The sequence below is a fragment of the Aerosakkonema sp. BLCC-F183 genome, from assembly GCF_041929145.1.
Taxonomy (GTDB): Bacteria; Cyanobacteriota; Cyanobacteriia; order Cyanobacteriales; family Aerosakkonemataceae; genus Aerosakkonema.
The window spans coordinates 83,097-94,697 of the sequence record NZ_JBHFNU010000114.1 but is presented as its reverse complement, the minus strand read 5'-3'; the positions used below and the strand labels follow the sequence as shown (position 1 = coordinate 94,697).

The window sequence follows — 11,601 nt, the reverse complement described above, 5'->3', positions numbered from 1 at the left end:
TGTTGGGTTTCGCTGCACTCAACCCAACCTACTTCAACAAATCTCTTAATTTCTGACAAGTTGAGGAACGAAACCCAACACACTACTAACTATAATTGTTGGGTTTCGCTGCACTCAACCCAACCTACTTCAACAACTCTCTTAATTTCTGACAAGTTTCTTCAATTTTATCGAGACTGCCGGGATTGACCAAACCGTAGTAATCAAAAACGTAGATGCGGTTGTTTTGAGTTGCTTTTAGCTTACTCCAAAAAGGTTCGGATTTGAATTGTTCGGAAATTTTTGTGCCTGGTTGGTCTACAATCAGAATTGCTTCTGGATTTGCCTGCAATATTTTTTCGGCGGAAAGGGTAATGTAGCCATCAAGGGGACTATTTGCCTGTAAGTCGGCGACAATATTTTTAATGCCGAATTTGGTCAGCAAATCGCCAGACCAACTATTTTTATTAGGGGATAAAATCGGTTGGCGACTGACTAGCACCAGAGTGGATGGAGACGCAGCGGCGGGTTTTTCTAGAAATGTTTGATAGCGCGTTAAAAGTGGGGTAGGATCGACTGCGATCGCATCGGCAACGGTTTTGGTTATTTCTGTGAGATCGTCCCATTTTTTTATGGTTACGCCAATTGTTGCTATGCCCAATTCTTTTAATTTTGGCAATATTTGCGCGTGAAAATCTTTGTTACCGATAACGAGGTCTGGTTTGAGGGCAATCACTTTTTCTAAATTCGGTAATGTTTGTCCTTCGCTCACTTTTGGGATATTTTGAAATCGGCTATCTTGAGCGAACAATCTGCTACCGACCATGCCCACAATTTTAGTTTTATCCAATCGATAAAGAATATCGGATGTGAGAGAAGTGAGAGTGATAACTCTTTGGGCTACTTTGGGAGTTGTGTCAGTTGTGGTGCTATTCGATGAAGTGGTAGCAGCAGTGCAAGCTACTAACACTAAACTCAATAAAATTGCGGTAATGATGGATATGTAACGACGCAACATGATTTTGGGCATGGGAAATGGGACATGGGGTATGGGGCATGGGGAATTACGATCGAAAATTCTCCCCATTTCCCACTCAGTTCTAACGATACATAATTAACTATACAACGAGATTACAGGGTGCGATCGGACAAATTTGCAGTCCTACAGGCGTTTGCAAAATCGCGACTTCCACACCAAACACTTGGGCGATATTTTCTGGGGTGATGACTGCGGCGGGTGTACCGATATCCCAAAGACGCCCTTGTTTAAGCATGGCGATGCGCGAACTGTACCGGGCGGCTAAATTGACTTCGTGCAATACCGTTACGATCGATAATTTTTGTTGCAAATTGAGTTGTTTGAGCAATTCTAGCAGTTGCAGTTGATAGTTAATATCGAGATAAGTTGTGGGTTCATCTAATAATAACACCTGGGGAGATTGCGCCAGCGCCATCGCTAAAAAAGCCCGCTGTCTTTCGCCGCCAGAGAGATGTTCCACAGGTCGATCGCTAAACTCTTGGATACCCGTTTCGACAATAGCTTCTTCGACTTTTTGTTTATCTTCTGCATTTAATTCCCACTGCCACCAAGGTTGATGAGGCGATCGCCCGCACGCCACCAATTGCCTGACCGTCAAACCCGTAGGAACTGTTTGCTGTTGCGGCAGAATGGCTAACTTTTGCGCTACCAAATGTGGTGGTAATTCGTGAATAGCTTTACCATCCAAAATTACTATACCAGATTGCGGTGCTAAAATGCGACTGAGGAGTTTCAAAAAAGTAGACTTACCCGAACCATTCGCACCAACTAAACTCAACCACTCACCAGATTGGAGAGTTAAATTTATTTCGCGGATAATCGGCAAATTATTGTAACCGCCCACCAATTTTTTAGCTTCCAAAGGCATAATTTAATCTTTTTTTACCAAAAACTTATTTTTCCGATCGACTCTGATTACCGCGAGACAGCAACCAAACAAACAAAGGCGATCCTAATAGTGCAGTGACAGCACCTACCGGCAACTCGATCGCACCCAAACGAGATAGCATATCGGCGAAACTCAACACAAAAGCACCGCCTAAAGCAGAAAGCGGCAAAACCCAGCGATAATCTGTACCTACCAGCAATCGGACGCCATGAGGTACAATCAAACCGACGAAACCAATTAAACCGCCAACGCTGACAGCACCGGCGGCGAGTAGGGTGGCGACTCCGCCAATTAAAAAGCGCGATCGCATTAGCGAAACTCCCAATCCCACCGCCAAATCGTCACCCAAATTCAAAATATTCAAAGACCTTGCCAACAAACAGCCGCCCAGCAATGCGATCGCCACATAAGGGCCAGCCACATTCACTTCCGACCATCCCCGCCCGTTGAGACTGCCAATTAACCAACTCAACGCCAATTGTACTTTACCATCATCTGCCAGCAGCAGAATCGTTGACTGCGTTGCACCAAACAGCGAACTAACCGCAACTCCCCCCAAAATCAACCGTTCCACGGAAAGCCCGGTACTGCGGCGAGCAATAAAATATACAAGCATCGTTGTCAGGATGGCACCCACCCAAGCAGCCAAAGGCAACCAAGCTTGGAACAATCCCAATGTTACCAAACCGACGGCTACCAAACCCGCACCGGCAGAAATCCCCAACAAATAAGGGTCTGCCAATCCATTTCGCAGCATTCCTTGCAACAGCGCACCCGACATCCCCAAAGCTGCGCCTACAATTAAAGCTGCGATCGTTCTAGGCAAGCGCAAATCCCAGAGTATAGTTTGATTGATGGGATCGCCTCGATGCAGCAACGCTTGCCACAATTGGGCGAAACTCAGATACACCGCACCCTGAGAGAGGGAAATGGCTACTGTTAACAGCAAACAACCAACCAAGAGGAGACAAGCGTACCATACTCGGTAGCGATCGTAGCTTTTTCGGATTTGTGCAAAAAACGATAAGTTTTGTGAACTCATTGCCAATGTGCGATCGACGAATATTTCCTTTTTATCTTTATGCCACTTGAATCATAGAATGTCAGCTAATGCAGTTTAGGTTAATAACACCGTGACTCAACAAATAACACCTCTGCAAACCCTTTTATCCCAAGCACAACAGGGAGATCCAGATGCGATCGCCGCCCTGATCAACCAAGTTGTCTGGAAAAAAGGTATCACAGCTACAGTCAGTCGAGAGGGCTCTTGTCTGGATGTTACCTTAATATCCGACCAAGTATACACTCAAGAAGGCTGTATCAATTTTATCTATCAAGGTATCAGTCGCTTGGGTATCGTACCCATTCGATATGTGCGGGTAATTGGGCGACAAACCAACATTGAAACGCCGATTTGGAGTCAGACAATTGAATTGCCACTCGCCGACTCCACGCCAAATGCAACACCACCTGTAATTACTCTTCCCGTCGTCGAACCAAAACCCAAACAAAAAAAGCTGACGACAAGATACAAAAAAAGGGTACGTTTGCTTTGGTTAGGCGGTATCATTTGGGTTTTAATTGCCGCATTAGGAGTAGCGGTGCGATATCAAATCGAAAATCAAAAAGCAACCGCGCCCAAAAAGCCAACGCCCATCCAGCAACCAACCGCCGTCACTAACAAACCCGCACCCAAACCGCGCCCGAAAACCCCAGCCAAACCTGCGGCAAAACCGAAAACGCAAACCCGAATGAAGCTGGAAAAAACGATCGCCGGCGGCATTTCGCCCAAGTCGGTAGTGCATTCCGGTCAGGGTTTGTTTTTTGCCCAAAACATGATGTACAGCCACACCATAACTGTCTACAACCGGGAGCATAAATTAGTTAAAAAGATCCCGGATAACGTCGATTTAGCGAAATTCGGTTATTTAAAATTCAAAGGAAATTACCGAGGCGCTCCCGTGGAAGCGAGTTTTTCTCATGATGGCAAATATGCCTGGGTATCTAACTACCAAATGTACGGTCGTGGCTTTAACAATCCAGGGAACGATCGCTGTAGTCCATCGCCAAGACTCGACAAAAGTTTTCTGTATCGAATTAACACCAAAACCCTTCAGATCGAAAAAGTCATCCAAGTCGGATCTGTACCCAAATTTGTCGCCACGACACCCGATAACCGCATGGTATTGGTGAGTAACTGGTGCAGTTGGGATTTGAGCCTCGTCGATACTAATAAAAATAAGGAATTCAAACGCATTAAACTGGGTGCATACCCCCGTGGAATTGTCGTCGATTCCAATTCCCAAAAAGCCTACGTCGCCATCATGGGTTCTTCTGACATCGCGCAAGTAGACCTGAAAAATTACTCAGTGAAATGGCTGAGAAATATCGGTCGAGCGCCTCGCCATTTAAATATAGACCCTGCCGGAAAATTTATCTACGCCACCTTGAATAATGAAGGTAAAATAGCCAAAATTGCTTTGCCACAAGGTAAAGTAGTAGGTAAAGTTTATTCGGGTTCCGCTCCCCGCAGTATGATTATATCAGAGGACGGACAAGTGCTTTACGTTGTTAACTACAACGAAAGTTCTGTCAGTAAAATTCGCACTTCCGATATGAAATTGCTGCAAAAAGTTCGCGTAGCTCCCAATCCGATCGGCATTACTTACGATCCGCAAAAAAGAGAAGTTTGGGTAGCTTGTTATTCCGGTCAAATCATGGTATTTCAAGATTAATGGTCAGTGGTCAGTGGTCAGTGGTCAGTGGATGTTTACTCATGACTAATGACCACTGACTAATGACTAACGATTGATTTCCTGATTTTATGCTATAATTTTCATTAAGTGCAATATTTTTATTGTGTTATGATTAACGAAATTCGTATAGAAAATTATAAATCAATACAAGAGTTAAAAATAGAATTGGGAAGAGTAACAGTTTTTATTGGTGAAAATGGCTGCGGGAAAACTAATATCCTAGAAGCTATAGCTTTAAGTTCAGCCGCAGCCAGCGATAAGCTGGACAATGAGTTTTTAGCTTCCAGGGGGATTAGAGTTACAGAACCTCAATTTATGCGATCGGCTTTTAATATCGACAATTTAAACAAAGAAATTAAAATCTCTTTGCAGTTTCAGCCAGATAAAATTATTGCATATAATTTGCAGCATGATGGTAAACCATACTCTAGTTGGGTTAGTTCAATTTTATCTAATCAAGACATACCTGTAAAAATGCCAATTCTGTCTGGATATGCTAATTTAATGTATGAAGATGCGAGGAACCTAAAAGAAATATTTTCAGATGAAGTTTATCAGGGTGTTTTAAAAGTTTTGCTTGAAACTGATAAAGATATTTTTAATTTGAAAAGCTTCTTAATTTTTTCTCCTCAAAACTCAAGGTTACGCATTTTTAACGAAGAAGGTCAAATTCAACCTTTAGGGATTGAGGGAGAAGGATTATTCAAACTTTTAACGGTTTTAAATTTAGAGGAAAATAAAGGTAAGCTGCAAGAAATTAAAGAAAAAATGCAGTTGATAGATTGGTTTGAAGATTTAACCATTCCCCATAATTTATCTCCGGCTGAGAGAGTAATTCAAATCAAAGATAAATATTTGTCATCCGAACTAGATTATTTCAATCAGAATAGTTCTAATGAAGGCTTTCTATTTCTCCTGTTTTACTTCTGTCTTTTTATCAGCGATGATACACCTAAGTTTTTTGCTGTCGATAACATTGATGCTTCGCTTAACCCTAGATTAGGGCGTCGATTGATTAAAGAATTAGTAGAATTAGCCAAAAAATACGATCGTCAAGTTATTTTCACAACTCATAACCCAGCAATTTTAGATGGATTAAATTTAGAGGATGATGAACAAAGACTTTTTGTGATTTACCGCAACAAATCAGGTTATACTAAAGCCAGAAGAATTTCTACACCCAAACCTCTAGAAGGACAAGAACCTGTAAGATTATCAGAAGCATTTTTGCGCGGTTATATCGGCGGACTACCTAAGAATTTTTAATTATGGTTAGTTTTGGATTAATTACAGAGGGACTGACGGATCAAATAGTTATTGAAGATATTTTAAGTGGATATTTTGATAGTGACGATATCATTATCAACCCTCTGCAACCCGAAAGAGACAAGGATGATGAAAATAAATCGGTTTCTGGTGGTTGGACGCTGGTTTTCAAATATTGCCAATCATCTGATTTCCGGGAAGCATTTCAATTTAATGAATATGTGATTATTCAAATTGATACTGATGTTTCAGAAGAAACAAATTATGATATTCTGAAGCGAGACGAGAATGGCGAAGAATTGACTACTGCACAGTTGATAGAAAAAGTAAAAGAAAAGTTCAAGGGGTTAATCGGTGAAGATTTTTATGTAAGATATAATGAGAAAATTATCTTTGCCATTACAGTACATTCTATTGAATGTTGGTTACTTCCTCTTTATTACCGAGATAATAGAAAAGAAAAAATAACTAATTGCTTAAGTACCTTGAATCAAGAGCTTGTCAAACGTGAAAAATTTACAATTGATGTAAATAAGAAAAACCCTGAATATTATCGAAAAGTCTCTCGCCAATACTGCAAACAGAAAGTTTTGATGAAGCTTTACCAAGAAAATCCCAGTTTAAAAATTTTTATCCAAGAGATTGAGAAAAGAAATATTGCGATCGAAGATGATAACTTGGAATAATATAGTGTCAGGTTACATCGGTAGTATATGAGTGTGCGAAACATTATCTGTGGGAGATAGGGGGTTAAATTTTTACCGCAGATGTAGGCAGATAAACGCAGATAAACGCAGATAAGAAAGCGATTAGGCAACTGATGTAAGCGGATTTGATTATGAATAGCGATCGCTGACATAGCAGCGTAATTACCTTTGGTATTGAGGAGACGGAAAAGTGAGAGCGATCGTTCACTAGAACGTCAGTTCAGGAAAAAGTATTGACAGAAATGTCAACCTATTTCACTGGACTCGCGCTTTTGACTTTTCCAGTCCCTTAAAAATTAAAGCTAGTCCGAACTAACCCGACCCATTGCGTGTCATTGTAACTATCATTTTCAGGATTAATCACAACCCAAAATCCAGGAGTAATAGAAATGTTGTCATTCACCTGAAAGCGATAGAAAGCTTCAATGTGATATGATGTATCTGGCTCATCGCGCACATCGCTGCTAGTAACTCGCGGTGGCAAACCTACCAAAATTCCTGGCAGGTTGCCTTCACCTCCCACATCTGGGAAACTGAAACCGATCGCACCATACAAAATATCGGCATTCGCACCGCGATCGACATTAAGCACATCTGCACCACCCCTACCATTAGAAATGTTACTCATCCCAGAATTTTCGGCATTGGCGCGAGTATAAACCCCCCAACCATGAACTTGAAAGTGTGGAGAAAAGCGATAGAATCCTTGTATACCGACAGAATCGCTGGATGTAGCAATATTATCGCCAAATGGCCCCGAAGCCAGAAAACTGCCCGTACTTGCACTGAGATCTACTTCTCCTCCGGGTGCATAAGAACGAGAATAAGCTACACCAATTGCTCCCCAATCACGATAATAGGCAAGCTGAGCTAGAGCGTGGTAGGAACCGTTGAACAGTCCATTTTTTGGGGTGGGAATATTGACATCAGGTACTAAATAGCCGAGAGTTAAAATCAGATCTTTACTAATATTCCAGTTAATCGCACCACCACCACCGCCGCGACGGTAAATCGGACTGTATTCTCCAAACTTGGAGGGAATTCCCAAACTATCGCTGGCGATCGTAGGCGGAGTAAGAGTGTTCGTAATATCTGTGTAACCGATACCAACTGTACCGAAAGTAACTGAGAGATTAGAAGTAATTGGGGTGGTATACAGCAAGTGAGGAACGGTAACGTCATTATTTTCATTACCATCAAAGTTCAATCGCGTCATATTTGTACCCGTTTGTTCGGCAATATTATTGCCAAAGTTGCCAAATTCCAGACGGGTTCTCAACAAATCGCGACCTGTGAAGCTGGTTTCCAGATTTAATCGACCTCGATTGGCAACAATGGTGTTAGTGCGATCGCCACCACCACCAACGCGATCGCCAAATGTATCTGTTACGGCGACGATAATTTCCGCATTTAACTTAGTCGTTGCAGAAAACTGATTCGCTTCTAATTTTGCTGTGCGTGCTTCTAGATTATCTACTCGACCGCGCAATGTCGTTAATTCAGCTGTAAATTCTCCTTGCAGCCTTTGCAAAGTTGCTAAATCTTCCTGAGTAACTAAGTTTGTCGTTCCTGTCCCAATCAGTTCTCTAATGCGATCGAGACAAGCATTCAATCCGGCGGCAAATTCGTATCGCGTCATCGCACGGTTACCTCTGTATGTGCGTTCGCGAAGCGGCGCGGATGCGCTTTCCGGATAACCTTCGATGCAGCCGTAGCGTTCTACGAGAGATTGCAGTGCTTGAAATGCCCAATCCGTTGGTTGCACATCGGAGAGTTGAGAGACAGAGGTTACCTGTGCAAAGGCGTCTTTAGGTGTTGCGAAAGTGGCAGATGGCGTTAGTAGAAATAGCACAGGTGATGCTAGTAGAAAAGCTAACCACCTGTAAGAGCAATTCTTAAGTTGCATAAATAATTTCCTCTCATTGAATAGGATTTATCTAGGGGTTAGGGGTTAGGGGTTAGGGGTTAGTAGGTTGGGTTGAGGCAACGAAACCCAACCAGCCTCATAGTAGTAATTTGGTTTGAGGCAACGAAAACCAACCAGCCTCATAGTAGTAATTTGGTTTGAGGCAACGAAACCCAACCAGCCTCATAGTAGTAATTTGGTTTGAGGCAACGAAACCCAACCAGCCTCATAGTAGTAATTTGGTTTGAGGCAAATAAAACCAACCAGATCCATCCAACCTACTACTCTTCCCTATCCCCTATCCCCTAGTGTTGGGTTTCGCTGCTGCTCAACCCAACCTACAATCTACTGGCGATGAAATTCAAAATTTATCAAGCATGACTAGAACGGGTACGAAGTCTGTCGATAGTCACGGCGATAATAATCACCAAACCTTTCACAACTAACTGCCAGAAAAATGATATGTTCATCAAGGTTAATCCATTGTTGAGGAGAGCAATAATTAAAGCTCCCAGTAAGGTTCCCCAGATGGTGCCAATTCCACCAGTGAAGCTTGTTCCTCCCAAAATTACGGCGGCGATCGCATCGAGTTCGTAGCCTTGTCCCAACATCCCCGTTGCACTGTAGAGGCGCGACGCGCTCATAATACCGCCCAAACCAGAAAGCAACCCGCTGATGCCATAAACAAGTAACAGCACCCGACTGACTTTAATTCCCGTCAATCTCGCTGCGCGTGCGTTACCTCCTACAGCGTAAATATGCCGCCCGAACACAGTCCTTCTTAACACAAACCAACTAGCTACAATTGCTAGCAAAGCAATAATAACCAACCAGGGAATCGGCCCAATATAATTGTTGCCAATCCAAGCAAAATTGAGATTTCGATTAATAACTGTAGTGCCATTGGCAACTAAATAAGCAACACCTCGCAATCCCGTGTAGGAACCCAAGGTGACGATGAAGGGAGGCAAACCCAAATAGGCAATCAGCGCTCCGTTAATTAAGCCCAAACACAATCCCGCTAATAAAGCAGCGGGTACGGCGAACCAACCCAAACCTGGAATTAAGGAAACAAGGACTGCAACCACTGCCGTTACGCCCAAAATTGACCCGACTGAAAGGTCAATTCCTCCAGTCAAAATCACAAAGGTCATCCCCGTAGCTAGGACAATATTAATAGATGCCTGCCGAATGACATTAATTAAATTTCCCAGTGAAAGAAAGTTGGGCGTAACAATCGAAAAAACGATACAAATGATGAGCAAAATTGGCAGGATGCCTGCCACTTGGAGAAAATTTCGCCAAGCTTCGCGTTTGCCTGCTTTGTTGCGATCGCTTTTTCGATTCCTAGTGGGTTTTACTTGCGTTTGACTCACGATTTTTCTACCTCCCTTGCTCCGGTGGCGTAAGCCATAATGTTTTCTTGGGTAATCTTTTCTCCTGTGGAACCGCCCACTTCACCAACGAGGTGTCCCGCACGCATGACTAAGACGCGATCGCTCATTCCCACAACTTCCGGCAGTTCGCTGGAAATCATTAAAATGGCGACACCTTTTGCTGCTAGCTCCGCCATAATGCGATAAATTTCGCTTTTTGCGCCAATGTCCACACCCCTAGTTGGCTCGTCTAGGATCAGTACCTTGGGGTTAATTGCCAACCAACGCGCTAGCAATAACTTCTGCTGATTTCCTCCCGATAAATCCACGGCTCTGATGCTCGGACTGGCAAGACGAATCTGCAAATTGTTAATCGCATCATTCGTAATTTTCGAGAGTGCGTTTGAGTCGATAATGCCAGCTTTTGCTTCTCGTCCGAGAACATTCATGATGATGTTTTCATGAGAACTCATTTCCAGAAATAATCCCAAATCTTTACGGTCTTCTGGAACGTAAGCAATTCCCTGTTCGATCGCATCATCTGGTGTGGCAATATTGAGATGACGACCTTGCAGTTTAATTTCACCGCTCGTCTTTTTGTCAGCACCAAAAATCAGACGGGCAATCTCTGTTCTGCCAGCGCCAACCAAACCTGCTAAACCAACAATTTCGCCTGCATGAAGTTGAAAACTGACAGACTTTACTTTGCGTCCATCGCTTAAATTTGTTACCTCAAGTACGACGGAACCGGCAGTTGATTGACGTTTATGTTCGTACAAATCTTCTAAAGGACGACCCACCATCATTTCGACGAGGCGAGGGGCAGAAATTTCCCTTTTTTCAAGAGAACCGATGTATCCACCATCTCGCAATACGCTGACGCGATCGGCAAGCGCATAAATCTCTTCCATCCGATGGCTAATATAAATAATAGCGATGCCTTCATTCCGCAAGCGACGAACGACCTCGAAAAGTTTTTCTGTCTCTCGTTCTGAAAGCGCTGCTGTGGGTTCATCCATCACCAGGATGCGGCTTTTGTCTTTGAGCGCTCTAGCTATTTCCACTTGCTGCTGTTCGGCAATTGAAAGTCTGGAAACTAAGTCTTCCGCATCAAAACTCGCGTCCAAGTTTCCCAGTATCTCAGTAGCCTGATGCCGCATTCCTTCTCGATCGATCGCACCACGTTTTGTAAGTTCGCGACCCATAAAAATGTTTTCGGCAACCGTTAGATTCGGGGCGAGATGAATTTCTTGATAAATAATTGCTATGCCCAAATCTCTGGCTTGACCGGGGTTTGTCATCTTCACAGGTCGATCGTCAATTTGGATTTCTCCCGCATCGGCTATGTAGGCTCCTGCCAAAATTTTCATTAACGTACTTTTGCCTGCACCGTTTTCACCCATGAGTGCGTGAACTTCGCCAGGGTAAATTGTGAGGTTGACATCGTGCAAAGCAGTAAAACCATGAAAGGTTTTGGTAATGCCTTGCATCTGTAGTACTGGTTTTGTTTGAGTTGCTGTTTCCCGGATATTTACCATGAGGAAATCTGCCTATTGTAAGTAAAAAAACCTTATATTTTGATTTTCGATCGATAAAAACGAGTTCCTATCCTCTCATTTCAAGGGTTATCATCAAAAAAATTTTCCGAATTTCAAGACCGTCCGATCGTTGCCGCAATCCAAA

9 protein-coding genes are annotated in these 11,601 nt (G+C 43.1%); 3 read left to right on the top strand and 6 right to left on the bottom strand.

The genetic code is table 11. The features are described 5' to 3' along the window. Nucleotides 1-124: 124 nt before the first annotated feature. The 3 genes from ACE1CD_RS33775 to ACE1CD_RS33765 form a co-directional block, all read right to left on the bottom strand. On the bottom strand, nucleotides 125-997 hold the full coding sequence (locus ACE1CD_RS33775; protein ID WP_374827545.1) for an ABC transporter substrate-binding protein: 873 nt from the start codon (nucleotides 995-997) through the stop codon (nucleotides 125-127). A 100-nt stretch (nucleotides 998-1,097) separates the two neighbouring features. Continuing rightward, entirely contained in the window at nucleotides 1,098-1,886 is a 789-nt protein-coding gene (locus ACE1CD_RS33770) for an ABC transporter ATP-binding protein (RefSeq protein ID WP_374789772.1), read from the bottom strand. 25 nt (nucleotides 1,887-1,911) lie between these two features. Further along, a complete protein-coding gene (locus ACE1CD_RS33765) occupies nucleotides 1,912-2,949 on the bottom strand; it encodes a FecCD family ABC transporter permease (RefSeq protein WP_374827543.1) in 1,038 nt (345 codons plus the stop codon). 91 nt (nucleotides 2,950-3,040) lie between these two features. On the opposite strand from ACE1CD_RS33765, the gene ACE1CD_RS33760 reads away from it, so the two are divergent. The 3 genes from ACE1CD_RS33760 (at nucleotide 3,041) to ACE1CD_RS33750 (ending at nucleotide 6,615) form a co-directional block, all read left to right on the top strand. Continuing rightward, nucleotides 3,041-4,642 (top strand): hypothetical protein, encoded by a 1,602-nt coding sequence (locus tag ACE1CD_RS33760; RefSeq protein WP_374827542.1) that lies wholly within the window; start codon nucleotides 3,041-3,043, stop codon nucleotides 4,640-4,642. Nucleotides 4,643-4,771: 129 nt separating this feature from the next. Next, nucleotides 4,772-5,929, top strand: coding sequence for an AAA family ATPase (locus ACE1CD_RS33755; protein ID WP_374827541.1), 1,158 nt, complete (start codon nucleotides 4,772-4,774; stop codon nucleotides 5,927-5,929). A 2-nt stretch (nucleotides 5,930-5,931) separates the two neighbouring features. Next, on the top strand, nucleotides 5,932-6,615 hold the full coding sequence (locus ACE1CD_RS33750) for a phage tail protein (protein ID WP_374789780.1): 684 nt from the start codon (nucleotides 5,932-5,934) through the stop codon (nucleotides 6,613-6,615). A 310-nt stretch (nucleotides 6,616-6,925) separates the two neighbouring features. Here the strand turns inward: ACE1CD_RS33750 and ACE1CD_RS33745 are convergent, their stop codons facing one another. The 3 genes from ACE1CD_RS33745 to ACE1CD_RS33735 all read right to left on the bottom strand — a co-directional run bounded on the left by ACE1CD_RS33745 (nucleotide 6,926) and on the right by ACE1CD_RS33735 (nucleotide 11,456). Further along, entirely contained in the window at nucleotides 6,926-8,542 is a 1,617-nt protein-coding gene (locus ACE1CD_RS33745; RefSeq protein ID WP_374789781.1) for an iron uptake porin, read from the bottom strand. Nucleotides 8,543-8,913: 371 nt separating this feature from the next. Continuing rightward, nucleotides 8,914-9,918 (bottom strand): ribose ABC transporter permease, encoded by a 1,005-nt coding sequence (locus ACE1CD_RS33740; RefSeq protein ID WP_374789783.1) that lies wholly within the window; start codon nucleotides 9,916-9,918, stop codon nucleotides 8,914-8,916. After that, on the bottom strand, nucleotides 9,915-11,456 hold the full coding sequence (locus ACE1CD_RS33735) for a sugar ABC transporter ATP-binding protein (protein ID WP_374789785.1): 1,542 nt from the start codon (nucleotides 11,454-11,456) through the stop codon (nucleotides 9,915-9,917). Before ACE1CD_RS33735 ends, ACE1CD_RS33740 begins: the two co-directional genes overlap by 4 nt. Between the last annotated feature and the right edge of the window lie 145 nt (nucleotides 11,457-11,601).

What these genes read in the sequence shown, in the direction of transcription:
- ACE1CD_RS33770 (WP_374789772.1), bottom strand. Translation starts at nt 1,886, where the DNA reads ATGCCTTTGGAAGCTAAAAAATTGGTGGGCGGTTACAATAATTTGCCG.
- ACE1CD_RS33750 (WP_374789780.1), top strand. Translation starts at nt 5,932, where the DNA reads ATGGTTAGTTTTGGATTAATTACAGAGGGACTGACGGATCAAATAGTT.
- ACE1CD_RS33735 (WP_374789785.1), bottom strand. Translation starts at nt 11,456, where the DNA reads ATGGTAAATATCCGGGAAACAGCAACTCAAACAAAACCAGTACTACAG.
- ACE1CD_RS33755 (WP_374827541.1), top strand. Translation starts at nt 4,772, where the DNA reads ATGATTAACGAAATTCGTATAGAAAATTATAAATCAATACAAGAGTTA.
- ACE1CD_RS33775 (WP_374827545.1), bottom strand. Translation starts at nt 997, where the DNA reads ATGTTGCGTCGTTACATATCCATCATTACCGCAATTTTATTGAGTTTA.
- ACE1CD_RS33765 (WP_374827543.1), bottom strand. Translation starts at nt 2,949, where the DNA reads ATGAGTTCACAAAACTTATCGTTTTTTGCACAAATCCGAAAAAGCTAC.
- ACE1CD_RS33745 (WP_374789781.1), bottom strand. Translation starts at nt 8,542, where the DNA reads ATGCAACTTAAGAATTGCTCTTACAGGTGGTTAGCTTTTCTACTAGCA.